This is a genomic window from Rhizobium tumorigenes, assembly GCF_003240565.2.
Taxonomy (GTDB): domain Bacteria; phylum Pseudomonadota; class Alphaproteobacteria; order Rhizobiales; family Rhizobiaceae; genus Rhizobium; species Rhizobium tumorigenes.
In genome coordinates this window covers 235,656-261,919 of sequence record NZ_CP117258.1, presented here as the reverse complement: position 1 = coordinate 261,919, position 26,264 = coordinate 235,656, and the positions used below count along the sequence as shown (strand labels likewise).

Genomic DNA, 26,264 nt, shown 5'->3' with positions numbered 1-26,264 from the left:
TGGGTTAGTCAATTATATCAAGCAGACACTGATAACAAGAGGCCACTTCATGAAAAGCGTTTTTAGCATCGCGCTGCTGGCTTCGGCTGCCGCCGTGTTGTGCTCCTGCGACAAGCAGCAGACCAGCGAGGCCAAGCCGAAGCTGGTGGAGACGGTCGTCGCTTCAACCGCGCCAGTCGCCGCGAGCAATTCCATTACCGGCGAGATCGATGCCCGCGTCCAGAGCGACCTTTCGTTCCGGGTGAGCGGACAGATTATCGAGCGGCTCGTCGACGTCGGTTCGGTCGTCAAGGCTGGGCAGGTTCTGGCAAGGATTGATCCCGCCGAGCAGAAAGCCGATCTGGCCGTGGCAAAGGCCACGCTTGAATCTGCGCAGGCCTCGGAAACGCAGGCGCGCTTGGCATTCGAGCGACAGCAGAACCTGTTCAAGACGCAGGTAACGACCAAGGCGTCGTTGGACCAGGCGCAAGAGACGCTGCTGACGGCTCAGGGGACGACGAAATCGGCGCAGGCCTCGCTCGAGACATCGCAGGATGCGCTTTCCTATACGGAACTGCGTGCAGACGCCGACGGGGTCATCACTGCTCGGGACGCCGAAGTTGGTCAGGTCGCGCAGGCAGCATCGGCAATCTTCACGCTTGCCCATGACGGGCCTCGCGATGCGGTCTTCAACGTTTACGAGTCCCTGTTCCTCCAGAACAAGCTCGTCGACAAGGTGACAATCACCCAGTTGTCCGATCCGACCCGTCATGTGGAAGCTTCGGTGCGCGAGATCTCGCCGACAATCGATACCACCACCGGGACGATCAAGGTCAAGGTTGGTCTCGATCAATCGGCAAGCATGCCTCTTGGGGCTGCCGTCGCCGGAACATTCCGCTCCGAGACGCAGCAGGCCATCGAACTTCCCTGGTCTGCGATGGCTTCGAAAGAAGGCCATACGGCCGTCTGGATCGTCGATCCGGCATCGTCCAAGGTTTCCATTCATCCCATCGACGTCTCTACCTACGGGACCGGCAAATTTGGCGTCAGCAAGGGCGTCGCGGCTGGCGACATCATCGTTGCCGATGGCACCAAGTTCCTGCATCCCGGCCAGACTGTTTCCTACGGAAAGGGAGCCACCGAATGAGTTTTCGTCATTTCGTCCTACCCGTTCTCGGACTGGTCGTGCTGACCTCGTGCCAGAAGGAGGAGGCCCACAAGGAACCTATCCGTCCGGTCCTTTCCATCATTGCCAAGCCATCCGAAGCGTCCTCGCTTTCGTTGCCAGGAACGGTCGATGCGCGATTCGAGACGCAGCTGGCGTTTCGGGTGCTCGGGCGCGTCATCGCACGCAATGTCAGTGTCGGCGATATCGTCAAGAAGGGCGATGTCGTTGCAGCCATCGATCCGTTGTCGCTTGAACTTGCGGTCAGAAGCTCGCAATCCGATCTGGCAAACAGCCAGGCGGAGCTTGTCAACGCGGCTTCCAGCGAAGAGCGACAGCGAGCTCTCGCGGCCTCGAAGTCGGGAAGTGAAGCCTCGCTCGAGCAGGCGGTGCAGGCCCACAAGAGCGCGATTGCAGACGTCGGCAAGGCGCAGGCCAACCTAGACAAGGCGCTGGAGCAGCTTAGCTACGCAAAGCTGCTCGCTGAGTTCGATGGCGTGGTCACCGCAACCTCGGCCGAAGTCGGCCAGGTCGTATCGGCGGGATCGAGCGTGGTGACGATTGCCCGTCCCGACCAGCGCGATGCGGTGATCGACGTTCCGGAGGCGAACTTCGACAAGCTGCATGTCGGCGCGCCCTTCGATGTCGCGCTGCAGCTCGATCCGACGGTGGTCGCCAAAGGGGTGATCCGCGAGATCGCCCCGGAGGCAGAATCGCTGACCCGCACCAGCCGCACGAAAATCACGCTGATCGACCCGCCCGAGGCATTTCGCATCGGCTCGGTGATCACTGCGTCGGCGACCATGCCTTCCAATCCGTTCATCGTGCTGCCGTCCTCTGCCATCCTGCTGAAGGACGACAAGCCGAATGTCTGGCTCGTCGATACGGCTGCGGCCAAGGTCTCCCTTCATCCGGTGACACTTGACGGACCAGTCGTGGACGGCGGTTCCGTGAAGGTCACGGGAGGCATTAATCCTGGCGAACGCGTTGTCGTCGCCGGAGTGCGTAAACTGAGCGACGGCCAGGCTGTCCGGGTCGATCAAGGTGAAAATCCGTGAAAAAATTCAATCTTTCCGACTGGGCGCTCGAGCACCGTTCGCTCGTCTGGTACTTCATGATCGTATTCGGCATCGCCGGGGTTTTCTCCTATATCGGCCTTGGCCGCGAGGAAGATCCGAACTTCACGATCAAGACGATGATCATCCAGGCCCAATGGCCGGGTGCATCGGCCGACGAAATGAGCCGCCAGGTCACCGACCGCATTGAGAAGAAACTTGAGGAGTTGGGGGCGCTCGACGTCACGCGCAGCGAGACCACGGCCGGGCAGAGCACTGTCTTCGTCGATCTTCTCGACACTACCAAGGCCAAGGATGTGCCCGCGACCTGGGTACGGGTTCGCAATCTGATCGCTGATATCAGCGGTGACTTTCCGTCCGGCGTCGTAGGTCCGACCTTCAACGATTCATTCGGCGACGTCTACGGCAACATCTTCGCGTTCACTGCGGACGGCTTGACCCAGCGGCAGTTGCGCGACCTCGTGGAGAATGCCCGCTCCAAGATACTGACAGTCCCGAACGTCGGGAAAGTCAACATTGACGGAGCGCAGGACGAGGTCGTCTATCTCGAATTTTCGACCCGCAAGATCGCCGCCTTGGGCATAGATCGCCAGTCGATCATCGACACGCTTTCCAATCAGAATGCGGTCACGCAGTCCGGCTTCGTCGATGCCGGCCCCGAGCGGATCGCGTTGCGCGTAGGTGGCCAGTTCACGTCGGAGGAAAGCCTCAAAGCGATCAATCTTCGCGTCAACAACCGCTTCTTCCCGCTTTCGGACGTCGCGACGATCAGGCGCGGTTACATCGACCCGCCGACTTCGTTGTTCCGTTACAATGGCAAGCCAGCTATCGGACTTTCTATAGGGATGCGCAGCGGCGCCAATCTTCTGGAGTTCGGCAAGGGCCTCGATCAGAAGATGGAAGCCATCATCGCAGACCTGCCAATCGGTGTTGACGTCGCGCGCGTTTCGGATCAGCCCGCCGTCGTGGATGAAGCCGTGTCAGGCTTCACCCGGGCTCTGTTTGAAGCAATCGCCATTGTCCTTGTCATCAGCTTCGTAAGCCTCGGCGCCCGTGCCGGGCTGGTCGTGGCGATCTCCATACCTCTGGTTCTTGCGATCACTTTTTGTGTGATGAGCTATTCAGGCATCTCGCTGCAGCGGATATCGCTCGGCGCACTGATCATCGCGCTCGGGCTGCTGGTCGATGACGCCATGATTGCGGTCGAAATGATGGTCGCGAGACTGGAGGTTGGTGACGATCTCAAGACGGCAGCGACGTATGTCTACACCTCCACGGCGTTCCCGATGCTCACCGGGACGCTCGTGACTGTCTCGGGCTTCATCCCCGTCGGCTTGAACAGCAGTGCTGCAGGTGAGTTCACATTCACGCTGTTCGTCGTCATCGCAGTTTCGCTGGTTGTCTCCTGGGTCGTGGCCGTGGTGTTCACGCCGCTCCTGGGCGTAACGCTCCTCCCCAAGACGATGAAGTCCCACCATGAGAAGAAAGGGCGCGTTGCAAGCGCGTTCTCGTGGGCTCTGAGGCTCTGCATGCGTTTCCGCTGGATCACCATCATAGTGACCATTGCGGCTTTCGGGCTTGCCGTCGGCGGCATGGGAATTGTGCAGCAGCAGTTCTTTCCGTCCTCGGACCGGCCTGAACTTGTCGTTGACTGGAACCTGCCGCACAACAGCTCGATTGCCGAAACGAACAGGCAGATGGCGCAATTCGAAAAGGAAGAGCTCTCCAACAATAGCGATATTGCTCATTGGACGACTTACGTCGGCGGAGGCGCACCGCGATTTATCCTGTCTTTCGACGTCCAGACGCCCGACGTATCTTTCGGCCAGATGGTCATCGTCACCAAAAGCATCGCCGTCCGCGATCAGGTGAGGTCCAAGCTGCAGGACTATCTCAACAAGACATTTCCCGGGACCGATGCCTTCGTCAAACTGCTCGACATCGGCCCTCCTGTCGGCAAGCCTGTACAATATCGTATCAGCGGTCCGGACATTCAAAAACTGCGGGATTACTCTCATCAGTTGGCAGGCATTGTCGGCGAGAATCCCCTTCTTACCAATATGACCTACGACTGGAACGAACCGTCGCGGGTGGTGAAGGTCGATGTGCTGCAAGACAAGGCCCGCCAATTGGGCGTGACGTCTGCCGACATCGCCAACGTGCTCAACAGTATCGTCCAGGGATCCTCGGCAACGCAGATCAGGGACGACATCTATCTGATCAACGTGGTCGGGAGGGCTCAGGGTTCCGATCGAGGCTCGATCGAGGCATTGAAAAATCTCCAGTTACCGGGAACAAGCGGCAACTCCGTGCCACTGTCGGCCGTTGCCAACTTCCACTATGAGCTTGAGCAGCCTGAAATCTGGAGACGCAACCGTATACCGACGGTCACCATCAAGGCCGCCGTAACCGGTCCGACGCAACCCGCAACAATTGTCACGGAACTTCAAGGCAAGGTCGATGAATTCCGCAAGGCGCTCCCTCCTGGCTATACTGTGGCGGATGGCGGCTCTGTCGAGAGCAGTGCAAAGTCACAGGGACCGATCGTCGCGGTTGGCCCTATCATGATCTTTGCAATGGCTACTATCCTCATGCTCCAGCTCCAGAGTTTCAGCCGGCTGTTCCTGGTGTTCGCTGTCGCTCCGACCGCATTGATCGGCGTGGCATCGGCGCTGCTGATCAGCAACTCGCCCATGGGCTTCGTGGCGATCCTCGGCATATTGGCGCTGATAGGCATCCTGATCCGTAACTCGGTCATCCTGGTGGTGCAAATCGAACATCTCAGAAGCGAAGGACGGCCTCCGTGGTTTGCCGTCATCGAGGCGACCGAACATCGGATGCGGCCGATCATGTTGACGGCGGCGGCGGCCACCCTGGCGCTCATTCCGATCTCCCGCGAGATCTTCTGGGGACCGATGGCTTATGCCATGATGGGCGGCATCGTGGTGGGTACCGTACTCACCCTGCTTTTCCTGCCGGCACTCTATGTGGCCTGGTTCCGCATTCGTCGAGAAGAGGACCCTGCCAGGCACGAGCCGGCCGCCGGGTAACCGATGTATCTGCGAGCGCTGGTGTTTTCGTCGGCGCTCGCCTATCTCACGAATGATGCCGTCTAGAGCGGTGTCGCGCCAACAAGGGCCGTGCCTCCATGATGCTTGCAGACAGATCGTACCGCCATCTGATACAATTGACGGTCGTGATGGCGGTCGGCCTATCCGGCTGTGCATCCCGGCCATCGGCCGCCGTTCTCGACCCAGCACGGCTGACCAATCTCCCGCAAAAACGCATCGTTCTGTTGACTGCCACAAACCGCAACGCTCTCGGGCCTTCCAAGGGTTACGGGGTCAACTGGTCCGAGACCGTCGCCTATCAGAGCTATGAGATGTCGGTGCCCCCAGCCCATAAGGTCTCGGCGATCGAATACCCCACGGATCGCCCCGATCCGCAAAAGCAATTCGTCGTAACCAAGCGACAAGACCTGTCCGAGGGCGATTTCACCGCCGCTGCGGCTCGCTCCGTCGGCAGCGACGGAAGTGTCGAAGTCTATGTTCATGGCTACAACAATTCTTTCCAGGAAGCGCTTTATCGGGAAGCGCAAATGATTACCGATTCAGGGCTCGACAGTCCCATCATGTTCTCTTGGCCGTCGCAGGCATCGGTCGTCGGATATGTGGCTGACAAGGACGCAGTGCTCTATTCCCGGCATGATCTCGAAACTGTCGTCACCGCTCTTTCATCGGCAAAAAAAGTCAAGCGCATCGTTCTTTTCGGCCACAGCATGGGCGGCTTTCTCGTCATGGAGGTTGTGCGCCAATTGAAGCTCGAACATCGCGAGGACGTCATCGCCAAGTTGCAGGTGGTGCTTGCCTCGCCTGACATCGACCTCGACGTCTTCAAGTCGCAGATGAAGGAAATCGGCAAACTGCCTTCTCCGCTCACCCTTTTGATTTCGAAGGACGACCGCGCCCTTGCGGTATCCAGCCTTCTCGGCGCCGAGCGACCGCGGATCGGACGGCTGGATATCAACGATCCGATCATTCAGCAGGAGGCCGTCAAGAACGACATCCGGGTTGTCGACCTGAGCTCCCTGAAGGCCACAGACGGTGTGGGACATGACAGGTTCGCATCGCTTGCCCGGTTCGGCAGACAGCTGGAAATGCTCGACAGAAAGCCATCGGCTGCGCGTGTCGGTGCATTCGTCTTCGACGCGGCAGGCTTTGCAGTATCGAGCCCGTTCAAGCTCGCATCGAGTGTCGTAACGCCGAAGTGATGGCGGTGCGGTAAGACACCGAGTTTAAGGACAGGGAGCTTGTCGTGGACGCTGCTTATGTTTCGGCTTTTTTCGGCCTGGCAGGTGCATTGGTGGGTGCTGTCACGTCATTCACCACGTCCTGGATCACCTTGTCATCGCAGGTGAAGGAGAAACGGCGCGAGGCAAATCGCTCCCGCCGTGAGGCGCTGTTCGAAGGATTCCTGTCGGAGGCGGCCAGATTGTATGGCGATGCCCTCAGTCACGAGAAGGACGATATCGGCGATATCGTCATGATCTACGCCATCCTCGCTCGCATGCACCTTGTGGCGTCGAAGGCTGTGACCGATGCCGGCGAGCGAGTCATGGACGCCATCGTCGGCGAGTATATGACGCCGAACAGGAGCCTGTCAGAGCTCCGTCTTCTTGCTCGCAGCGGTCATATGAACGTCCTCGAAGAGTTCGCTGCGGAGTGTCGCAAGGAACTGGATGCTTTCTAGGGCCGCAAAGCCGCACGAGGCTATTGCGAGGCCGCTTATGCTTCCAGCAGCGGCACATGCGGAGCGGCGGTTTTCGGGATCGTCCCGGAGAGCCGCGGATCGGCGATCACCTCGACCATAAATTGGAACGGGGTAAATCCCGACCTGCAATAAAATGCGTAAGCCGATGGATGATCGAAGTGGCAGGTATGCAGCCACAGGCGATCGATGTCCCTCGACCAGGCGGCGTCAAGCGCATTGGCCATCAGGTATCGTCCGCCACCCTGGCCGATAGCGCCGGCCACAAGCCCGCAATAGACGATTTCGCACTGGCCCGATTCGCGAAAGTCGAGTTCGAGAAAGCCGATTTTCTCCGAGCCGGCTTCGAGGTAATAGGTCTCGACATTACGATCTGCAAGCATTGCCGTGAGTTCGTCGTCCGGCATTTCGAGGCGCGAGACCCACAGCCAGTTTTCGCCGACCGCTCGGTATAGTGCGCGATATTCGCCAAGGTCCGGCGATTCCCAGTGCCGAAATGACATGCCGTCTTGCTCCGGGACGCTGAGTTCCGGGCGCCGGCGCATCTCCAGACATGTGACGACGCTTGCAATCTGGCCAGGCAATACCGTCGAGTAGCCAGGCGACAGCGGCGGCTTCAGTTCCATCAGTCATATTCCTTGTCGCGTACGGTCAGAATGCGCTGCCCGTTAAAATTAACCTTAATCGATGATGAACAAAGTTTTGGCTAAGTCCCATGGAAACCATGTGGCATTATAGGAAGTGAACACAGGGACGCCAGTGCGTTTCCACAGCATCGAGGTCTCCATGAGCCGCCGTGCAAACCGTTATGCCGAATTGTCCGGCCGCATCGTGTCGGCAGCGAAATTTTGCGAATTCCTCGACGCCGGGGGACGGGTCCTGACCGAGGGAGACAGCGCAGGCTGGCGCGATGTGACGGCTGACGTCTTGCACAAGGAGCGCAGCAAGGTACGCGCGCTCGAACGTATTCGCACGCTTCTCTATGCCGACATGGTCCGGGAAGACGACCGACCGAGCTCCATGATGCACTGATTTTCAGGGAAGTAAGCCCCCCAACCAATGGGGCTTCAAGCGTATAATGCCGCCCGTGTCTTCTTTATTGTCCCGTTGCACTCTGCTGCGGTCTGAACCGGGTTCCAGGATGTCCGTCCCTGGCCCGCGCGCGAAATTGCAGGATCTCTGCTCCGTCGGCTGACGCCCGTGTTTTCATCATTAGCTCGTATTCCGCAACAGCCCTGCACCAGTTGTGGTGATCCATGCCGTGCGGTCTGCCGGCCTCCTCCCAGAGGGAGTAGGCCCGTTTGCTGATCCATCCATCCCTATCAATGTTCATGGTGCCCTCCTCCTGCTTGTCCCGACTCAACCAGGAACTGTGGCTTCTGTTCCCGGAAGACCGGGGAACCATCGGGCAGAACACAGGTTGGGGCCCTGTCTCGCTGTAAATCACGATGGAGGAAAGAGATGGCCAACCCGGACAACCCAAGCAAAGCCGAGGCTGCCGATATCGAAAAAGACGCCGCCGGCCAATACCGCAAGCTCGTCAAATCAAGCGACAACAACGGTGTCGCAAGTGCCAAGCCGCGTGTCCACACCGGCTCGGACGACGCCACGGTCAACAAGGCAACCGATGGCAACGAGCCGAAGAAAGACTGGGACCTGAATTACGACCCCGCCGACATGAACGAAGGTAAGTTCAGGGGCTAACGACTGGGTTCGGGGCGCTTGCATTCGCCAAGTTGCCCGGACCGGACGAAGGCATCGATACTGGTTGAGGCCGGGTGACACGAGGTGTCCCCGGCATTTTTTCAATTGACGCACAGCAGCCCGGCCACGCTTGTTTCCCGGAGCTCGAGAATGCGCGTCGCGGCGGTGCGCAACCGATTTATTGCACAGCACAACATTTCATAACTTTACAAAAAAATATAAATATGTGAAGTAAGCGCGGTCGATAACGATGCGAGCGTAGTCCAGTGACCCAATTGAAATTCGCCACCCGCCTCAATTCATTCGCTTCCCGGCCACAGGCGGAATGGCCGGACCTTTCCGGCAAGCCAACCGTTTCGCAGATGGTCGCCCGGGCCGCGAAGGTGAAGGGCCTGACGGATCTGGATCTCAACTACCCCGACCACGTTTCGGAAAATCCCCGCGAGCTGGCGAAAAAGATCAATGATCTCGGCCTTTCCATTAATGGCTTTGCCATGCGCTATTATACCAACCCGGCTTTCAAGATCGGTGCTTTCACCAATCCTGACGCTGCGGTGCGCCGTGAAGCGATCGAACTGACCAAAAAAGGCATCGACGCAACGCGTGAGGCCGGCAGCAACCTGATGACTATCTGGCTTGGCCAGGATGGTTTCGACTATGCATTCCAGGCCGACTACGCCACGCTGTGGAAATACGAATTGGACGGAATTCGTGAAGTCTGCGAGCATGACAAGGATTGCCTGATCAGCATCGAGTATAAGCCGAACGAGCCCCGTTCCTATAGCCTGATGCCCGATTGCGCGACGACGCTGCTGGCGATCAAGGACGTCGACATGCCAAACCTCGGCGTCACGCTCGACTTCGCCCATGTGCTCTATGCCGACGAGCAGCCGGCCTTCGCGGCAGCATTGATCGCCCGCTACAGCCGCGTGCTCGGTGTGCACCTCAACGATGGCTATGCCAAGCGCGACGACGGCCTGATGGTGGGCGCGGTGCATACGCTGCAGACCATCGAGCTGCTCCGCCAGATACGCAAGGACGGCTACGACGGCGCCATCTATTTCGACACGTTCCCAGACATGACCGGGCTCGATCCGGTTCACGAATGCGAGGTGAATATCCAGACCGTGCAGCGGATGCTGAAGGTTGTGGATCGCCTCGAGCAGGACAATCGCCTGTCCGGCGCGATTGACCGACAGGATGCTGTTTCCGCTCAAGCCGTCATCCAGGAATTGATGTTCGGCGCGGAAGCATAACGCGATCTCCGCAGCGCAGACGCCGCTGTTTCCATTTCATATTCGGGAGGAACCGATGAAGACTTTTCTGAAAACCACGCTTGCCGGCGGTTTGGCGGCAACCTTGCTGTTCAGCGCCGCCATGGCACAGGAACTGGCGCCCTTGAATTCGGACACCGAGAAGGACCGCATCGACTGGTCGCAGCTCGATGCGAAGCTCGGCCCTCTACCCAAGCCAGCCGCTGGCACCAAGGCTGGCGCCGTATCCAAGACGCTGACCAACGAATACTGGCGCTCGCTCGGCGATGGCTACAAGAAGTTCGGCGAAAAGATGGGCGTTCCCGTCGCCTACCAGGCAGCCCAGAGCGAAGGTGACCAGCTCGGCCAGCTGACAATTGCCGAAGGCATGATCACGCAGGGCTTCAACGTGCTGCTGGTATCGCCGCAGACCGACGCCAACCTGCAGCCGGTCATCGAGCAGGCAAACGCCGCCAAGATCCCGGTCGTCAATGTCAACGATGCTGTCATTCCGCAGGCGGAACACTATGTCGGCAACGTCCAGCGTGACAATGGCGCCCGCGTCGCCAAGTGGTTCATTGCCAACCGCCCTCAAGGTGGCAAGGTCGCCATCGTCGAAGGCCAGGCCGGCGTCTACGCTGCCGTGCAGCGCACCGACGGCTTCAAGTCGACGATCACCCAGAACGGCAAGTTCCAGGTCGTCGCCAGCGTTCCCGGCAACTGGGATCGCCAGACGTCCTATGACGCTGCCACCAATATCCTGCAGCAGCATCCCGATCTGATCGGCTTCTATGCCAACAACGACGGAATGGCGCTCGGCATCGTCGAGGCCGTCAAGTCTGCTGGCCTCCAGGACAAGGTTGCCGTCTTCGGTACCGACGGCATCTCGGACGCCTACAAGTCCATCAAGGCCGGCGAACTCACCGGCACCGTCGACAGCTTCCCAATTCTGACCGGCGAAGTCGCTCTGGAAACCGCCCTGCGGCTCGTTGCCGGCCAGAAGGTTCCCCGCGTCGTCGCGACGCCCCAGGCGCTGATCACCAAGGACAACATCGCACGCTACCAGGGCGACGACACCGCCATCCGCGCCGTCCTGATGGAAGACGCTGCCAAGGCTCCCTGACATCCAGCGGCCAGTTATCCGACGCCGGCCAGCAATGGCCGGCGTCTCCGAGTACAAGAGGTGCCGAGACATGACGCAGACGCCCAGACTAAGATTTGAAACCATATCCAAGTCGTTCCCCGGCGTCCTTGCCCTGTCGGACATATCCTTCGATGTTCCGCCGGGTGAAATCCACGGGCTTCTCGGGGAAAACGGCGCCGGAAAATCCACGCTTCTTCGCATTCTGTCCGGCGTGTTCCGGCCAACCAGCGGCAGCGTGTTCGTTGACGGCGAGGCGGTATCCTTCCGCAACCCTTCCGACGCCCGCCTGGCCGGCATTGCCATGATCCACCAGGAACTGCAGCAGGTGCCGCATCTCAGCGTCGCCCAGAACATGTTCCTCGGCCATCCCCTGACCAAGGCCGGCGGCATTTTCGTCGCACGGTACGAGCAGGAGCGCAGGGCCGCGGAAGCGCTGGCGATGATCGACCCGACTATCGATCCGGCAGCGCCGATTTCCGCGCTGAAGGTCGCCCAGCGGCAGATCGTCGAGATCGGTCGCGCGCTGCTCGACCGCGCCAAGATCATCGCGATGGACGAACCGACCTCGAGCCTGACACCCAGCGAGTTCGAAAAGCTCGCCGAGGTCATCGCCAGTCTTTCCGCGACCGGCGTCTCGATCATCTATGTCTCGCACAAGATGGACGAGGTCTTCCGCATCTGCCAGGGCGCCAGCGTCATGCGCGACGGCAAGCTGGTCGGCCGCGTCGATATCCGCACCGCATCCCACCAGGATGTCATCACCATGATGGTCGGTCGTCAGCTGATGCAGGAAAAGCATGTGTCGCATGCAACGACCACGGTGAAGCTCGAAGCCAAGAACCTGTCTTCGGCGACGAAGATCGGCGATGCCTCGTTTCGCCTGCACCGGGGCGAAGTGCTTGGCGTGGCCGGGCTCGTCGGCTCCGGACGCACCGAACTGCTGCGCCTGCTCGCCGGCGTCGATCGTATCACCTCTGGTTCGGTCGAGATCGACGGAAAGCCGCTGCCTCTGCGCAGCCCGCGCGACGCTATCGCTGCCGGCATCGGTCTTGTGCCGGAAGAGCGCAAACGCGAAGGCATCATTCCCGGTCGCTCCGTGACCAACAACATGGCGCTTGCGTCTTTGGGCAGCTTTTCCAAGGCGGGCATCATCCGCAACGGCAAGCTTCGGACGACGGCGACCGACTTGTTGCGCCGCGTCAACCTGCGGCCTTTCCAGTTGGACCGACCGATCCGGCTGTTCAGCGGCGGCAATCAGCAAAAGGCGATCATTGCGCGCTGGCTGGCGGCCAAATCGCAGATATTGTTGTTCGACGAACCCACGCGCGGCATCGATGTCGGAGCGAAGTCGGAAATCTACCAGCTGATCGAGGCCCTGGCCGCCGACGGTCATTCCATCATCGTTGTCTCGTCCGAGCTGCCAGAAGTCATTCGTCTCTCCGACCGGGTGCTAGTCATGCGCGAGGGGCGGATTGCCGCCGAGATCGAGCGCGCCGATCTGTCCGAAAGCGCCATCGTCGCCCATGCCATTCCCGGCGTCAGTCAATCTCCCATGTCAGCTCCGGCTGCGTGAGCGCTGAAAAGTATAGGAGCTCATCATGAGTCATACGTCACCCGCCGATGCGACAAAGCTTTCCTCCGGTTTCGGCCGCTTCTCCTTTTCGCTGCGTGACGCCGGCACCCTGATCGGACTGTTCGTCATTCTGGCAGTGTTTGCAGCGATCGTCCCGGGCTTCATCTCCGAACGCAACCTCGTCAATATCCTGCAGCAGTCCAGCATCAATGCCTGCCTCGCGCTCGGCATGACTTTGGTCATCATCTCCGGCGGCATCGATCTTTCGGTGGGGCCGACGGCTGCCATCGCGGCTGTGATATCGGCAACCATGCTGCTTTCGGGCGTTCCGATCCCGCTGGCGATCCTTGCCGGCATCGGCATCGGCGCCGTCTGCGGTTTCATCAACGGCGTGCTTGTCGCTTATGTCGGGCTGCAGCCGTTCATCGTGACGCTCGGTACGCTCAGCACCTACAGGGCGATTGCGCTGATCTACACGGGCGGCAATCCCGTGCTCGGCATTCCTGTCGGCTTCCGCAGCCTGTTCAACGGCAACCTCCTGGGCTTGCCGACACCTGTCTGGATCGTAGCAGTCGTGGCAGTTGCAGCATGGATCCTGTTGAAAAAGACGCCGATCGGCGAATATCTCCTGGCCGTCGGCGGCAATGAGGAAGCAGCCTATGTTGCCGGCGTCCCCATCGCCCGCACCAAGATCACCGCCTACGTCATCTCCGGCGCACTGGCGGCACTGGCTGCCCTGATCCTCGTCGGCCGCCTCGGCGCTGCGGAACCGATCCTCGGCAATCTCTGGGAACTCGACGCGATTGCGGCCTCTGCCATTGGCGGCGCTTCGCTGATGGGCGGCAAGGGGAGCGTGCTCGGAACGATCCTCGGGGCGATCATCCTCGGCGCGATGCGCAACGGTCTTACCCTGATGAATGTGCAGGCCTTCTATCAACTGCTCGCCACTGGCCTTATAATCCTTGTCGCAATGATGATCGATCGCGCCACAAGGGGACGAGGATGAATACCGAAAGCTTCGATACTAAGGCTGTTGGCCCACGCATCCGAATGATGATGCCGCTGCTGACACCACTCGAAGCAAAGGTCGTCGATACCGTCTTCGCCCTCCGTGACTTCGGCGACAGCACGTCGCTGAAGCAGATTGCGGACGATGCAGGCGTCTCGGAAGCGATGGTGGTGAAAATTACCAAGAAGCTCGGATTTGCAGGCTACCGCGATTTCCGCACCGCTGTCAGCCAGTACAACCGTCAGCCGACGGCGGAGATGCATCAGGAGCTGTCGGCTGACGATACGTCGCAGGAAATCGTCCAGAAGGTGTTCCGCACATCCATCAACGCGCTTGAGGAAACACTGTCGATCCTCGACATGGAGGCGTTCGACCGGGCCTCCGACCTCATACACCGGGCAAGGCAGCGCGATTTCTACGGCGTCGGCGGATCGGCACAGATTGCCCGCGATGTCGCGCACAAATTCCTGCGGATCGGCGTGCGGGCGAATATGTTCGACGACAGCCACATGATGCTGATGTCGGCATCGTTGCTCGGCGACGGCGATATCGCCATCGGGTTTTCCCATTCGGGAAATACGACGGCAGTGATCGAGGCGATCCAGCTTGCGCGCCGCAACGGCGCCCGCACGATTGCCATAACCAACTACAATTCTTCTGCCTTGGCGCAATCCGCAGACGTGGTGCTGTGTTCGACTGCGCAAGGTTCGCCGCTGATGGGCGAAAATGCTGCCGCCCGCATAGCGCAGCTGAATATCCTCGACGCTATCTTCGTGTCGGTCGCCCAACGCGATTATCAGGCTGCCGAACGAAACCTCGACCGGACCATGTCCGCAGTTACATCCAAACGGAAAGAACGACCTTTATGACGTCTTCGCCCCTCGTTACCGTGTTCGGAAGCCTGCATTACGATATCGCCGTCAATGGACCTGCGCGACCGCGCAAGGGCGAAACCATTACAGGCGTGTCGTGGCACCCGAAGAGCGGCGGCAAAGGGGGCAACCAGGCGGTGTCTGCCGCCCGCACCGGCGTTGCGACCGCCATGATCGGCGCTGTCGCCGATGATGATTTCGGCCATGCGCTGCTTGCCAACCTCAAGCGCAAGAAGGTCGATGCCCGGTTCGTACGGCGCAACGCGTCGCTGTCCACCGGCATGAGCGTCGCCATCTTCGACGCCGACGGCGACTACGGTGCCGTCATCGTCTCCGGCAGCAATCTGACGCTCGGCGATGACGATATTGCTGCTGCGGCAGGCGTGCTGGAAAAGACCACTGTCCTCGTCCTGCAGAACGAGGTGCCGGATGCGGCCAACGTCGCTGCAGCGCGGGCAGTCAGGAATGCGGGCGGCCTGGTGCTTCTCAACGCAGCCCCGGCGCGCGCGCTGTCGATTGAGCTCCAGTCTCTTGTCGATGTCATCGTCGTCAACGGGATCGAGGCGGAAATGCTGGCAGGCGTGCCTGTCGTCGAGACGCTGGAAGGCGCGCTCGCCGCCGCGCGGCTGTTGTCGAAAAGCTACCGGCAGGCAGTGGTGACCGCCGGCGGAGCAGGGGTTGCCTATGCCGATGCCGATGGCAAGGAGGCTTTCATGGCCGCCCTGCCGATCAAGGTCGAGAGCACCCACGGTGCGGGCGACGAATTCATCGGCGTGCTGGCCGCAGGCATGGCCTCGGACGATGACATTCAGATCGCTCTGCGTAACGCCAATGAGGCGGCCGCATTGCTGGTCTCGACGCCCGAGAGCGAGCGGGGCTAGATGACGCCCTTGGTCAGGATAAAGCAGCCATAAGGTCCGGGATCGGACGTCCTGACGATGGCGAAGGCGCGCTTGGCGGCATCGTAGAACGCAAATCGCTCCAAACCCTCTACGGTGACAGGCCGCCCTTCCGCCGCATCGAAGACTGCCTGCATCACCGGAAAGATCGGCATCTGGCCGTCGGGATCGCCGACCACCTGCATGCGCTTGACGGGGGCATCGACGAAAGTATCCAGCGGCATCAGCGTCAAAATTGCTTCAGTCGCCCGCGCCAGACCGCATCCCGATACGTTCAGCAACTGGCCATGGGTGGTCTGCCGTGCGATAGTCTGGGCCGGATGGTTGATATCGCAGACGACAAGCGTATCGCCGTGACCCATCAGCATCAAAACGTGGATGAGTTCCGCGCTGATGACCGGATCGATGCCTTTGAGCATGGCTGTTCCCTCCCGAAAAAGCTCTCCATGACTTCACGAAGTACCCGATAATCGTGATGCATGCAATCCGGAGCCTTAGTGCACTGCAGTGAAATTCAGGTTGTCCATTTTCCTGCACCTGCAATGAGGTTAAGATCGGAAAAAGAACCTTTTCAATAGAGGCATTTAGGCAAGAATCCCAATTCACCAAAACTTTACACTTTACAGTTCGAATTTTTACATGTGAAGTTTTGCCCATGTGATTGAGCCTCCCAGGGCAGACTGCACGGGGCGGGTGTCGGCGATCCGGCACTCGCCACCGCAGGTAGCGGAGACCGATCGCATGCTGCGGGGAGAGCGCAGCCTATTGGGCAGGAGATTTGTTTTTGGCATCGATGAATATCGTCAATGTCGGTAAGGCCTACGGTAGCCTGACGGTTATCCACGGCGTTTCCGTTGAAATCCCGGACGGCGAATTCGTCGTTCTGGTCGGGCCGTCCGGCTGCGGAAAGTCGACCTTGCTGCGCATGGTCGCTGGCCTCGAGCCCATCAGCTTCGGTGACATCGAGATCGACGGGAAGGTGGTGAACAACCTGCCGCCCAAGGATCGCGACATCGCCATGGTGTTCCAGAGCTACGCGCTTTATCCCCACAAGACCGTGGCCGACAATATGGGTTTTGCGCTGAAGATGCGCGGCGAGCGCAAGGCCGATATCGACGCCCGCGTCCGCAAGGCAGCTGAAATCCTCGATCTCGTGCCCTATCTTTCTCGCTATCCGCGCCAGCTTTCCGGCGGCCAGCGGCAGCGTGTGGCCATGGGACGCGCCATCGTGCGGGATCCCAAGGTGTTCCTTTTCGACGAGCCGCTCTCCAACCTCGATGCCAAGCTGCGCGTCCAGATGCGCGCCGAGATCAAGGAACTGCAGCGCCGCCTTGCGACGACGATGATCTACGTGACCCACGACCAGGTGGAGGCCATGACCATGGCCGACCGCATCGTCGTCCTCCGGGATGGCCGGGTCGAGCAGATCGGCTCGCCGCTGACGCTCTACGACAGGCCGGCCAACACCTTCGTCGCCGGCTTCATCGGCTCGCCGTCGATGAACCTCGTCAAGGGCCATATCCGTGCAGGCGCAGAGCCGTTCTTCGAAACCGACGACGGCATCCGGCTTCCGCTCTCCGGAGCACCGGCAGGGTCCGATGGAAAGCCTGCCTATTACGGGATCCGACCGGAGCATTTCGTGCTCGGCGGCGATGTCAGGGCTGATCTCACCATCGTCGAATCGACCGGCTCCGAGACGCAAGTGTTTGCCCGCCTCGGACAGCAGAAGATTATCGGCGTCTTTCGCGACCGCGTCGAGGCTGCATCCGGCCAGCCCATTGCGATGACGCCCAATCCGGCGATGGTGCATCTTTTCGATGCTGAGAGCGGCTTGCGTCTCGACTGAGTTTTCAGGAATGCGCTCCGAGGGGGGAGCGGCAAACGCCACGATGCGTGGCAACTTCACGGGAGGAGAGAGAAATGAAAGTTGGCGATTACGAACGAATGATGGCCATGGCGCTCAGCCGCCGCGCCATTTTGAAGACAAGCGCGGGCCTTGGGGCGCTTGCTGCGGCTGGCAGCGTGCTTGCGCCATTTGGCAATGCCTTTGCGGCCGACGCGTCGCTGCGCTCGCAGATCCTGCAGGTGCCGGGCGTCGGCAAGGGGTCGCCGACCGATGCCGACTGGCAGAAGGTCGGCCAGATGTGCCTCGATGCGACGAAGGCCAACGTCAAGCAGGGCGAGTTCGCCGGTGTCCAGCTCTCCTTCATGGGGCTGAACAACCAGAACCTCCACAACCTCCTCTTCCGTGGCTTCCTGAAGCCCTGGGAAGACTATACCGGCGCCAAGATCACCTGGATCGACCTTGCCCAGGCCGACTATAATCCGCGCCTGCAGCAGGCCATCGCCACCGGCACCGTCGACTTCGACCTTCTCGAAATGGGCGCACCGTTCGAGGGTGACGTCTGCGGCAAGGGCCTTGCCTCGGTCATGCCCGACTGGGTCAAGGCGCAGATCGACATGGACGACTACGTCGATTATCTGAAGGCGCCGGTCGGCACCTGGGATGGCAAGACCTACCGTGTCTCCGTCGACGGCGACTGCCACAACTTCAACTACCGTACCGATTATTTCACCGACGCCGACCTTGCCAAGGCCTGGAAGAGCGAAGGCCATGAAGGCGAGTGGGGCGTGCCGAAGACCTGGCAGAAGGTCCAGGAAGTCACCAAGTTCCTGAAGGGCAAGAAGATCGCCGGCGCCGATGCCATCGGCTACCTCGATGCGCCCAAGGCCTGGGGCGGTTTCGGCTTCTATTTCCTCGGCAGCCGCGCCACGGCCTATGCCAAGCATCCGGAAGACAAGGCCTGGCTGTTCGACATCGACACGATGAAGCCACGCATCAACAACCCGGCCTGGGTGCGCGCGATCCAGGACGTGGTCGACGCTTTGCCATCGGAATCGGGCGATCAGCTGAACGCCGATCCAGGCACGACGGCCTTCCAGCAGTTCCTCGCCGGCACCGGCTCGATGATCTCCTGGTGGGGTGACGTCGGCCAGAGCGCGCAGACCAGCGACAGCTCCGTGGTCGGCACGACGGTCGCCTTCGACATCCTGCCCGGATCGGACGATGTCTATAATTCCAAGACCGGCAAATGGGAAAAGCTCGCCAGCGGGCCGAACTATGCGCCGAACATGGCCTATCTCGGCTGGGGCGTCTACGTGATGGCGAGGGTCGACAGCGACGAGAAGAAGAAGAAGGCCGCCTGGAGCGCCGCTGCCCATCTCGGCGGCAAGGACCTGGCACTCTGGACCGCCGCCTATCCGTCCGGCTTCCAGTGCTACCGCAAGAGCCAGTTCGACATCAAGGAATGGGTCGCGGCCGGCTACGAGGAGGCCTACATCTCCAACTACCTCGCCTCGCAGTCGAACTCGTACAACCACCCGAATGCGGCAATCGAACCCCGCATTCCCGGCATCTTCCAGTACTACAGCGTTGCGGAAGATGAATTGGCCAAGGTGTTCGCCAGTCAGGTGAAGCCACAGGCCGGCGCCGATGCCATCGCGGCTGCCTGGGAGAAGATCACCGACCAGCTCGGGCGCGAAAAACAGATCGCGCTCTACAAGGCCTCGCTCGGCGTCTGATCGCGCCTAAGAAGCCTACCCCGTCAGGCGCCGCTGCGTGCGTTGCCTGACGGACTGCGGGACCGGAGTCCGGCCGGCTGCAGAATTTGTCCGGGTTAGCCAGGGATGTGCTTATGTCGCATGCGAATATGCCGGTTATCGGCACGATCGAGCCGGTGGGGGCGCCAAGCCCGTCCGCGCGGCAGGGCCGCCTTCTGCTGATCGGGGCAAGCGTCCTGCTTGTGACCGTGCTCATCCTGCAGATCCTCGATGCATCCGGCGTGACGGCCATCGGGCTCGTCAGCTGGCGACCGCTGGTCTATGCCTATGTCGTCTGGTCTGTGGCGCTCTGTGCAGCCCAGGTGATGATCCGTGGCGAAGCCGGACAGCGGGCCGCGTTCGTGCTTCCGGCAGTCCTGTTCACCGTGGCGATGGTGATCTTCCCGACGGTCTTCGGCCTCTACATCGCCTTCACCGACTGGAACCTCAGCGCGGCGAACGGCCGGCAGTTCAACGGCCTCGACAATCTCCGCACCCTGTTTGCGGATGTCTATTTCTGGAATGCGCTGTTGAACATGGTCTACTATGTTCTCTCCGTGCTGGTGCAGTACGCGATCGCATTCGGACTGGCGCTGCTGCTCAATGCCGAGATCAGGGCTCGCAAGTTTTTCCGCGTCGCGTTCCTTCTGCCGCTGATGCTGAGCCCGGTCGCCGTCAGCTGGATGATCGGCAAATCGCTGATGGAATATCGCTTTGGCCCGGCGGCAACGCTGGCGCGTCATCTCGGCTGGGAAAATCCCGCCTTCTTCTCGACCCCAGCGCTGGCCCGCGCCTCGATCATGGCGATGGACGGCTGGGTTTCCATCCCCTTCATGATGATCCTGCTTTTGGCCGGCCTCCAGGCCCTGCCGACGGAGGTCAAGGAAGCCGCCAAGGTGGATGGCGCCTCGGGCTGGCAGAGCTTCAAGGAGATTACCTTTCCGCTGATGCTGCCGGTCAGCCTGACCGTCGTCATCCTGCGCGTCATCTTCGAACTGAAGCTCGCCGATATCGTCATCAATGTCACCGCGGGCGGGCCGGGCGGCGCCACCGATACGGTGTCGAGCTTCATCTTCCGCGAATACCGGGATCGCTCGAATGTCGGATACGGCACGATGCTCGCGGAATTCTACCTCGTCGTCATCATCATCTTCGTCTCGCTGATCCTGAAATTGGCGAGCCGGTGGATGCAACGTGCAAATTGAGGGCTGACCGATGTCGACAAGCCAACCCGTTCACGCATCCTCGACCAGGCAGCCCGGCCTCTGGGCGCGGCGTCCGGCGTTTCTGACAAGCAGCCTGCTGATCTATGCCGCACTGGTGTTCTGGGCGTTCATCTCACTCTTTCCGATCTACTGGACCATCACCACGTCGTTCAAGACGGCTGTGAATGTGACGCAGGGCAATATGATCCCGTTCGTCGACTTCACCCCGGACTGGAAAGGCTGGCGCTCTCTCGGCCTGTCGCCGGACACGATCTTCGTGCAGTCGACCGTGCGCGACGAGTTCATGATGCGGTTCCTGAACAGCATAATCGCATCGTCCGGCGGGGCACTGCTTGCGGTCGTCATCGGCTCGCTCGCCGCCTATGGGCTCAGCCGGTTCTCCTACCGGTTTCTCTGGATGCGCAACAAGGATATCTCCTTCTTCTTCCTGTCGCAGTTGATCCTGCCGCCGGTGGTTCTCGCCATGCCTTTCCTCGTGCTCTACAAGCACCTGATGCTGCTCGACACGCTGGTCGGCCTCATCCTCATCTACACGCTCATGGTGCTGCCGATCGTCATCTGGATCATGCGCGACCAGTTCGACACGATCCCGGTCGAGCTGGAACAGGCAGCCCTGGTCGATGGCTGCTCCATCTGGGGCGCCTTCGTGCGCATCGTGCTGCCGATTGCGTTGCCCGGCATGGTGGCGGCCTTCATCCTCTCCGTCATTCTCTGCTGGAACGAATATTTCTTTGCAGCCCTGCTGACCAGTTCCAGCGCCAAGACACTGCCGGTCATGGTGGCGAGCCAGACGGGATCGCAGGGGATCAACTGGTGGTCGATGGCCGCCATCTCGACGGCCGCGATCCTGCCGCTGATCCTCATCGGTATTTTCCTCGAGCGCTACATCGTCAAGGGCTTGACGGCAGGTGCCGTCAAGTAGCCGGACTGCATCGAAGCTGGCAGTTGCGAGACGGCCGATAGGACGGATATGATCCGGCGCAGACACTGAATGTCGACAAGGGGTGATCATGGTGGGAACAGGCGTTACGATCCTCGGTATCTTCGTGGCCGACACAGCTTATCTGGCACCCCGGATGCCGGATGTCGGCGAGACCATCAAGGGCAGCGGCTTTGCCGTCGGCCCCGGCGGAAAAGGCTCGAACCAGGCGGTCGCCGCCGCCAAGGCCGGCGCTGAGGTCACGTTCATCTCCAAGATCGGCCGCGATACTTTCGGCGATCTTGCGCAGAAAACCTACGCCGATGCCGGGGTGAAGCCGCTGTTGGTGGTCATGGACGACGAGCCGACGGGCGCGGCCTTCATCTATGTCAACGACAGCACCGGCGACAACGCCATCATCGTCTATCCGGGCGCTGCCGGCACCATCGGTGTCGATGATGTCGAGGCAGCGCGCGAGACGATCCGCCAGTCGGCAGTCTTCGTCACGCAACTCGAGCAGCCGGCCGTCGCCGCACTGCATGCCATTGCCATTGCACGGGCGGCCCGCGTCACGACGATATTCAATCCGGCACCGGCCGAAGCCTTTCCCGAGGCGATGCTCGACCTCTGCGACTATATCGTCCCGAACGAGACGGAAGCTGCAGCCCTCGTCGGCTTTTCCCTCGACACCATCGAGGATGCGAAGCGGGCCGGCGAAGCGCTGGTCGCGCGCGGTGTCGGTGCCGCCGTCATCACGCTCGGCGGGCGCGGCGTCTATTACCACGACGCAGGCACATCCGTGCATGTCCCGGCCATGAGCTACGGACCGGTGATCGACACCACGGGCGCTGGCGATGCCTTCGTCGGCGGTTTTGCCGCGGCGATATCGCGCGGTTCGGCGCCGCTCGATGCCGTCCGCTTCGGCTGCGCCACCGCCGGCATAGCCGTGACGCGCCGCGGAACAGCGCCCGCCATGCCGACGCGCAGCGAGATCGAGGCGCTGCTTGCTTCGACGAAGTAGAGGCTGATCATCAGGGGAGGCGGTAAAGCCTCCGCGTCGTGGTTGTCATCGCGCGATTGACTTTATGACAATGGACGTCATTTCGGCTAAGGTCTGGGCGGGGCTTTAGGTTCAGTAGTTGCCATTGACAGGAAGACCGTTAGACAAATGCGCATATGTCGGCAGCGCGTTCTCCGCACCCCCTCAAAATTCCGCTTTCCGCCGAGCACCCACCGAGACTTCGGCCATGGCCATATTCCGGAGGAAAACCGAGTAGGATAGTCAAGATATTGCAAACGCAAGCAGATTGAGGCAAACTTCCCAGTGAAAGACCGGTCACTTACTGCCACACCCTTTAAGGTCAAACCTCGCCTAGGACGCCCCCAAACCCCTCATTCCTGTGCCCGTCACAGGAATCCAGTCACGGCGCGTCTGGGCCGTGGGAGGACTCTCTGCTGGTGGCGAAAGTGTTTATCGCCCAAGGACTTGGGCGGCTGGTTTCCTGTGACAGGCACAGGAATGAGGGAAGTTGGGGTTGCTCTCTGACCTCATACGCACACCCAGACCCAGACCATCCACACATATTCCTCCATCGCCCCTGCTCGCGGCACCTCATGGGGATAAGCCGTTGGGATTTCCGTTTGGAAACAATGCCGGCATCATAATTTCATCCCCATGCTTTCGACCCGATCTATACTCGGGCCGTTCCGCCATCGGATACACCGGTCTGCGTTGCCGGCGAGGTGGGACCGGGTCTTGGAGGGGTTGCTGTCTACGCAGGCACGTCTTCGAGGGTCCGCAGAAAGTGGATCCCTTCGAGCCCCTAGGCTCGGCGTGCCTGTGTGGCATAACTCCGGCAGCTTTTCCCCGAAACGGGACCTGGGTCGGAAACAGAGGATCCGGAGTTGCGGATAAAAACTGTCGAACGGGGCACATCTGGTGTCACTTAACTAAAAAATCATCAGGCACTCGGTGTGCCCCGGCCATCAGAATTGTCATGACACGGACCGAACAGGCCGCGTGAACGGAGAGGCGTGGGCCACTCTACGAGAAGCCATGCAGACGACAATTGCCGGTAACCGAGCCCCTGGATCAAACCGATGCCATCAGGCGGAACTTCGCAGCATGAGTTCGGCATTGAGCAGGATGCGTTCCTCGACGGTGCCGGATGGTGAGGTACCGGTGGTTTCGCCGAGCTTGTCGAGCAGGAGTTCGATGGCGAGCTTGCCGATCTCGTTGTAGTTCTGGGCAACCGTGGTGATCGGCGGACAGGCGTAGCGCGACAGCGGATGATCGTCATGGCCGGCGACGCGCAGGTCGCAATCGGCGCCGTGCCCGACCCGCAGTCCCTTCTGGTAGGCGGCGGAAATAACGCCGAAGGCGACGCGGTCGTTGGCGCAAAGGATGGTCCTACAGGGAAAGCCGGATGTCGACGCGAGGATACGGTTTGCCTCCTCGAAGCCAAAACGCTCGAAATCCCAACTGGCAACGGGGGACAGCCCCACGAGTTCGGGGGTGAGGCGGAACTGCTCCATCGCCTCGATATAGGCAAGGCGCCTGGTCGCGGCATTGGTGTTGACGTCAGGCATTCCGAAATAGCAGGGCGGCTCGCCGGAGCGGCAGAGGTAGTCGACGATGAGGCTGAAGCTCTGGCGGTTGTTGGTGCCGACGAAAGCAGAGGTCTCGTCGAGCGGCGAGTCCACATAGACGAGGGGAATACTCTGGCCGAGCTGCTGCAGCGTCGCGTGGTGCGATTCTATCCCGAGCGGCGCGATGATGGCGCCGGCAACATTCAGCGACTTGAAGGTCTTGATCGCCTCGTCCTCCATGCCGGCCTTGCCATCCGAGGACAGCACGAAAGCCAGAAACCCGGCCTCGTTGGCGATGAGCTCGATCCGGCGGGTGAGCGCCATGTAGAACGGATCGGTCGAATTCGGGATGATGACGCCGATGATATTGCTGCGCCGGCGATTGAGGTTGACGGCGAACATGTTGGGACGAAAGCCGGATTTCTTCAGCGCATCCTCGATGAGATCCCGCGTCTTGCGGCGCACCGAGCTCGGATCGTTGAAGTATTTCGACACGGTCGGACGGGACAGGCCGACGAGTTCGGAAAAATCCTCCATCGTCCTTATCGGTTTCGCCACATTGTCTCTCCCATCGGTCAGGAGTTCACCTGTAGATCACGCGCCTCCGGGCGAAAAGCCGGAATCCGCGCGCAATCGATGCCGGAAATTCACTTAGTCGGCGACATATTGTACCTTCATGGTCGCCGCGTCCTTCGACTTGCTGGTCAGGAACGGCAGCACCTCGGCGAGAGGCAGCCGGTGCGACACAAGCCGCCCCATCCGGTCTGCATCCCGTTTCAGAATCGCAAGTGCATCTGGAATGGTCCCGTTCAGCGAATGGGAACCGACAAGCTTCAATTGCCGCCTGAAAATCTCGAACGGTGCGATCGCCACCCGGGCATCCGGCGCGCAGACGCCGAACACCAGCATGGTGCCGCCATCGGCGGTAAAATCGGCCATGCCCTCGACGACAGCGGGAATTCCCGTGGCATCGGCGACGAAATCGAATTGGCGCAGGCAGCGGGCCAGATCCGCCGACCCAGAGACGGCGGTGCCAAGCCCGAGGCTACCGGCAAAGTCGAGACGACGTTCGTTGATGTCGGCAACCGTCACGGCGGCGACGCCCTCGGCCTTCAGCGACAGGGCGAGCAGCAGCCCGATCGGCCCTGCACCGAAGACCAATGCCCTCTGCGTGCCGTGGGCACCGGTGACAAGGTTGGCACTGCGCAGACCGTTGAGGACGCAGCCGAGCGGCTCGGCAAGTGCTGCGAGCTCGAAGGGCATGTCGCCGATCTCGTGCAGGTGCCCGGCGTCGACGGCGCTGTAGGCTGCGAAACCGCCATTGTGGGTGACCCCGTAGGCCTTCAGCGTCCGGCAGAGATTGCCGAGCCCCTTCAGGCAGGCGTCACAATGCCCGCAGGTGAGGTTGGGATCGACGACCACGCGGGCGCCGACCTTGACCGACTGCACATCGTCGGCGACGGCCTCGACGACGCCCGCATATTCATGGCCGGGGACAACTGGAAAATGCCCCTCGCCGTAGCGACCATAGAGAACGTCGATATCCGTGTGGCACAGACCGGATGCCTTGACCCGGATCAGCGCCTGGCCGTGCAAAAGCGTCGGCATCGGCAGGTCGGCGATATAGGCAACGCCGAGGGCCGTATAATTGATGGCTTCCAACACTTCCTCCCGCACGCCTTCAGGCGATCGCCGACCGTAAGGTCAGCTCATCCAGTTTCCGCCGTCGACATTGTAGGTCTGGGCGAGAATGTAGTCGCTTTCGGAGGATGCGAGAAAGACAGCGATACCCTTGAGATCGTCGGGTGTCGCGAAGCGGCCGATCGGCACGGATTTGGCGACGGCTGCCTTTTTCTCGCCGGGCTGGAGGCCTTCCCACTTGGCAAAGCTGGCGTCGACGACATCCCACATTTCGCTGTCGACGACACCGGGGGCGATGGCGTTGACGTTGATGCCGTGCTTGACGAGGGCGAGCGCCGCAGACTGGGTGGCCGAGATGATCGCCGCCTTGGAGGCGCAATAGAGGGTCACCAGCGCTTCGCCGCGACGACCGGCCTGGCTCGCCATGTTGATGATCTTGCCGCCGCGACCGCGTGCGATCATGGCGTTGGAGACCGCCTTCATCATGAACAGCGGCGCCTTGAGATTGATGTCGAAGATACGCTCGTAGCTCTGCTCGGTAATCTCGTTGATCGGCGCCATGTCGAAGATGGCGGCATTGTTGATGAGGATGTCGATGCCGCCGAACTCCTGGTCGACCGACTTGACGACGCTCTCGATGGCCGAAAGATCGGTGACGTCGAGCTTGACGGCGCTGGCGCGATCGCCAATGACAGCGGCGGCCTTGGAGGCACGGTCGATGTCGATGTCGGCGATGACGACCCGCGCACCTTCCTTGACGAAGGCTTCTGCAAAACCAAGGCCGATACCGCGGGCACCGCCGGTAATCAGCGCGACTTTGTCCTTCAATCTCATAACACGCTCCAAAT

24 protein-coding genes are annotated in these 26,264 nt (G+C 60.7%); 18 read left to right on the top strand and 6 right to left on the bottom strand.

What is annotated here, in order from left to right:
- The first annotated feature begins 49 nt into the window (after positions 1–49).
- The 5 genes from PR017_RS24800 (at position 50) to PR017_RS24780 (ending at position 6,969) form a co-directional block, all read left to right on the top strand.
- On the top strand, positions 50–1,126 hold the full coding sequence (locus tag PR017_RS24800) for an efflux RND transporter periplasmic adaptor subunit (protein ID WP_111221538.1): 1,077 nt from the start codon (positions 50–52) through the stop codon (positions 1,124–1,126).
- Positions 1,123–2,202: an efflux RND transporter periplasmic adaptor subunit gene (locus tag PR017_RS24795; RefSeq protein WP_111221539.1), complete on the top strand. Its 1,080-nt coding sequence runs from the start codon at positions 1,123–1,125 to the stop codon at positions 2,200–2,202. Before PR017_RS24800 ends, PR017_RS24795 begins: the two co-directional genes overlap by 4 nt.
- Positions 2,199–5,270 carry an efflux RND transporter permease subunit gene (locus tag PR017_RS24790; protein WP_111221540.1) on the top strand — a complete coding sequence of 1,024 codons (3,072 nt, stop codon included), beginning with the start codon at positions 2,199–2,201 and terminating at the stop codon, positions 5,268–5,270. The genes PR017_RS24795 and PR017_RS24790 overlap by 4 nt, the downstream gene beginning before the upstream one ends.
- A 98-nt stretch (positions 5,271–5,368) precedes the next feature.
- Complete coding sequence (locus tag PR017_RS24785; protein ID WP_240539082.1) at positions 5,369–6,490, top strand: alpha/beta hydrolase; 1,122 nt, start codon at positions 5,369–5,371, stop codon at positions 6,488–6,490.
- Positions 6,491–6,534: 44 nt separating this feature from the next.
- Complete coding sequence (locus PR017_RS24780; protein WP_111221541.1) at positions 6,535–6,969, top strand: hypothetical protein; 435 nt, start codon at positions 6,535–6,537, stop codon at positions 6,967–6,969.
- 35 nt (positions 6,970–7,004) lie between these two features.
- On the opposite strand, the gene PR017_RS24775 is transcribed toward PR017_RS24780, so the two are convergent.
- Positions 7,005–7,613: a GNAT family N-acetyltransferase gene (locus PR017_RS24775; RefSeq protein ID WP_111221542.1), complete on the bottom strand. Its 609-nt coding sequence runs from the start codon at positions 7,611–7,613 to the stop codon at positions 7,005–7,007.
- A gap of 160 nt (positions 7,614–7,773) precedes the next feature.
- Between PR017_RS24775 and PR017_RS24770 the strand changes: the two genes are divergently transcribed.
- The gene (locus tag PR017_RS24770) at positions 7,774–8,019 is read left to right on the top strand and encodes a hypothetical protein (RefSeq protein WP_133255637.1); all 246 of its coding nucleotides are present in this window, start codon (positions 7,774–7,776) and stop codon (positions 8,017–8,019) included.
- A 64-nt stretch (positions 8,020–8,083) separates the two neighbouring features.
- On the opposite strand, the gene PR017_RS24765 is transcribed toward PR017_RS24770, so the two are convergent.
- Positions 8,084–8,320, bottom strand: a complete 237-nt coding sequence (locus PR017_RS24765) for a DUF2934 domain-containing protein (protein ID WP_111221598.1) — start codon at positions 8,318–8,320, stop codon at positions 8,084–8,086.
- Between the two features lie 128 nt (positions 8,321–8,448).
- On the opposite strand from PR017_RS24765, the gene PR017_RS24760 reads away from it, so the two are divergent.
- The 7 genes from PR017_RS24760 to PR017_RS24730 all read left to right on the top strand — a co-directional run bounded on the left by PR017_RS24760 (position 8,449) and on the right by PR017_RS24730 (position 15,423).
- Positions 8,449–8,691, top strand: a complete 243-nt coding sequence (locus PR017_RS24760; protein ID WP_111221544.1) for a hypothetical protein — start codon at positions 8,449–8,451, stop codon at positions 8,689–8,691.
- Positions 8,692–8,966: 275 nt separating this feature from the next.
- Positions 8,967–9,947 (top strand): sugar phosphate isomerase/epimerase family protein, encoded by a 981-nt coding sequence (locus PR017_RS24755; RefSeq protein WP_161959370.1) that lies wholly within the window; start codon positions 8,967–8,969, stop codon positions 9,945–9,947.
- Positions 9,948–10,002: 55 nt separating this feature from the next.
- Entirely contained in the window at positions 10,003–11,067 is a 1,065-nt protein-coding gene (locus tag PR017_RS24750) for a sugar ABC transporter substrate-binding protein (RefSeq protein WP_111221546.1), read from the top strand.
- A gap of 70 nt (positions 11,068–11,137) precedes the next feature.
- The gene (locus PR017_RS24745; protein WP_111221547.1) at positions 11,138–12,661 is read left to right on the top strand and encodes a sugar ABC transporter ATP-binding protein; all 1,524 of its coding nucleotides are present in this window, start codon (positions 11,138–11,140) and stop codon (positions 12,659–12,661) included.
- A 25-nt stretch (positions 12,662–12,686) separates the two neighbouring features.
- Complete coding sequence (locus PR017_RS24740) at positions 12,687–13,667, top strand: ABC transporter permease (RefSeq protein ID WP_161959366.1); 981 nt, start codon at positions 12,687–12,689, stop codon at positions 13,665–13,667.
- Positions 13,664–14,539, top strand: a complete 876-nt coding sequence (locus tag PR017_RS24735) for a MurR/RpiR family transcriptional regulator (RefSeq protein ID WP_111221548.1) — start codon at positions 13,664–13,666, stop codon at positions 14,537–14,539. The genes PR017_RS24740 and PR017_RS24735 overlap by 4 nt, the downstream gene beginning before the upstream one ends.
- Entirely contained in the window at positions 14,536–15,423 is an 888-nt protein-coding gene (locus PR017_RS24730) for a ribokinase (RefSeq protein ID WP_111221549.1), read from the top strand. Before PR017_RS24735 ends, PR017_RS24730 begins: the two co-directional genes overlap by 4 nt.
- On the opposite strand, the gene PR017_RS24725 is transcribed toward PR017_RS24730, so the two are convergent.
- Positions 15,420–15,860, bottom strand: coding sequence for an RbsD/FucU family protein (locus PR017_RS24725; protein ID WP_111221550.1), 441 nt, complete (start codon positions 15,858–15,860; stop codon positions 15,420–15,422). The genes PR017_RS24730 and PR017_RS24725 overlap by 4 nt on opposite strands.
- 365 nt (positions 15,861–16,225) lie before the next feature.
- On the opposite strand from PR017_RS24725, the gene PR017_RS24720 reads away from it, so the two are divergent.
- The 5 genes from PR017_RS24720 (at position 16,226) to rbsK (ending at position 22,207) form a co-directional block, all read left to right on the top strand.
- Complete coding sequence (locus PR017_RS24720; protein ID WP_111221551.1) at positions 16,226–17,287, top strand: ABC transporter ATP-binding protein; 1,062 nt, start codon at positions 16,226–16,228, stop codon at positions 17,285–17,287.
- Between the two features lie 74 nt (positions 17,288–17,361).
- On the top strand, positions 17,362–19,023 hold the full coding sequence (locus PR017_RS24715; protein ID WP_111221552.1) for a type 2 periplasmic-binding domain-containing protein: 1,662 nt from the start codon (positions 17,362–17,364) through the stop codon (positions 19,021–19,023).
- Positions 19,024–19,136: 113 nt separating this feature from the next.
- Positions 19,137–20,246, top strand: a complete 1,110-nt coding sequence (locus PR017_RS24710) for a carbohydrate ABC transporter permease (RefSeq protein ID WP_425070055.1) — start codon at positions 19,137–19,139, stop codon at positions 20,244–20,246.
- A gap of 10 nt (positions 20,247–20,256) precedes the next feature.
- Complete coding sequence (locus PR017_RS24705; protein WP_111221553.1) at positions 20,257–21,189, top strand: carbohydrate ABC transporter permease; 933 nt, start codon at positions 20,257–20,259, stop codon at positions 21,187–21,189.
- Between the two features lie 91 nt (positions 21,190–21,280).
- Positions 21,281–22,207: a ribokinase gene (gene rbsK / locus PR017_RS24700; RefSeq protein ID WP_111221601.1), complete on the top strand. Its 927-nt coding sequence runs from the start codon at positions 21,281–21,283 to the stop codon at positions 22,205–22,207.
- 1,085 nt (positions 22,208–23,292) lie between these two features.
- Here rbsK and PR017_RS24695 read toward each other — a convergent pair.
- The 3 genes from PR017_RS24695 to PR017_RS24685 form a co-directional block, all read right to left on the bottom strand.
- Complete coding sequence (locus PR017_RS24695; protein WP_111221554.1) at positions 23,293–24,312, bottom strand: LacI family DNA-binding transcriptional regulator; 1,020 nt, start codon at positions 24,310–24,312, stop codon at positions 23,293–23,295.
- Between the two features lie 114 nt (positions 24,313–24,426).
- Positions 24,427–25,437 carry a zinc-dependent alcohol dehydrogenase family protein gene (locus PR017_RS24690; RefSeq protein WP_275113039.1) on the bottom strand — a complete coding sequence of 337 codons (1,011 nt, stop codon included), beginning with the start codon at positions 25,435–25,437 and terminating at the stop codon, positions 24,427–24,429.
- A 42-nt stretch (positions 25,438–25,479) separates the two neighbouring features.
- A complete protein-coding gene (locus PR017_RS24685; protein WP_111221555.1) occupies positions 25,480–26,250 on the bottom strand; it encodes an L-iditol 2-dehydrogenase in 771 nt (256 codons plus the stop codon).
- Positions 26,251–26,264 lie beyond the last annotated feature (14 nt).